The organism is Streptomyces beijiangensis, from assembly GCF_017315755.1.
In the GTDB taxonomy this organism is placed as follows: Bacteria; Actinomycetota; Actinomycetes; order Streptomycetales; family Streptomycetaceae; genus Streptomyces; species Streptomyces beijiangensis.
In genome coordinates this window covers 1-665 of sequence record NZ_JAFLRJ010000523.1, presented here as the reverse complement: position 1 = coordinate 665, position 665 = coordinate 1, and the positions used below count along the sequence as shown (strand labels likewise).

Genomic DNA, 665 nt, shown 5'->3' with positions numbered 1-665 from the left:
CGACGGCCGCCGGGGTGGTGGCACCTGCGAGCAGCAATGACCTGCGAGTGACCGCCACGGCGATCCCCTTTCGAATAAGAAATGGCATGCACGCGCCAAGCGGCGAGTCGTGAGGCCCCACAAGGCATCACAACTCCACGTCGGTAAACAGAATTTGACGGTTCCGGACAGGTGGGCGTCAAGGGCCGTGCAGCCCACTTGGCTATCTGGAAGGTTGAATGTCGAAACGATTCGACGAGGGGGTACGGGAGGATCCACAGCCCATCGACAGGTGAGTGGCCAAGACTTCCCGCGGATCCAGCAGAGAAGTGGGAGGGCCGATGCGGCCTAGCGGTGAATCGCGTACGAGGCGGACGAAGGGCGGCCGGCGCAAGAAGCGCAAGCGGCGCGTCGGGCGCTGGATCGCCACCGGGACGACGCTGTGCTTGCTGGGCGGGGCGGGGGCCGGCTGGGCGTACTACGCGCACCTGAACGGCAACCTGAAGAAGGACACGCTCAACCTCTCCGCCACCAAGGCCAAGAAGACCGAGGCCAACGCCGCGGGCCAGACCCCGCTCAACATCCTGCTGCTCGGCTCCGACAGCCGCGCCTCCGAGGCCAACCAGAAACTGGGCGGGGCGAAGGGCGACGCGACCCGCAAGCCGCTCGCCGACGTACAGATGCTG

Annotated in this window: 1 pseudogene; it reads left to right on the top strand. The window is 66.3% G+C overall.

Going from position 1 to position 665, the window contains the following annotated elements:
- Nucleotides 1–320: 320 nt before the first annotated feature.
- A pseudogene (locus tag J0695_RS36285) lies at nucleotides 321–665 on the top strand (LCP family protein); the annotation flags it as partial.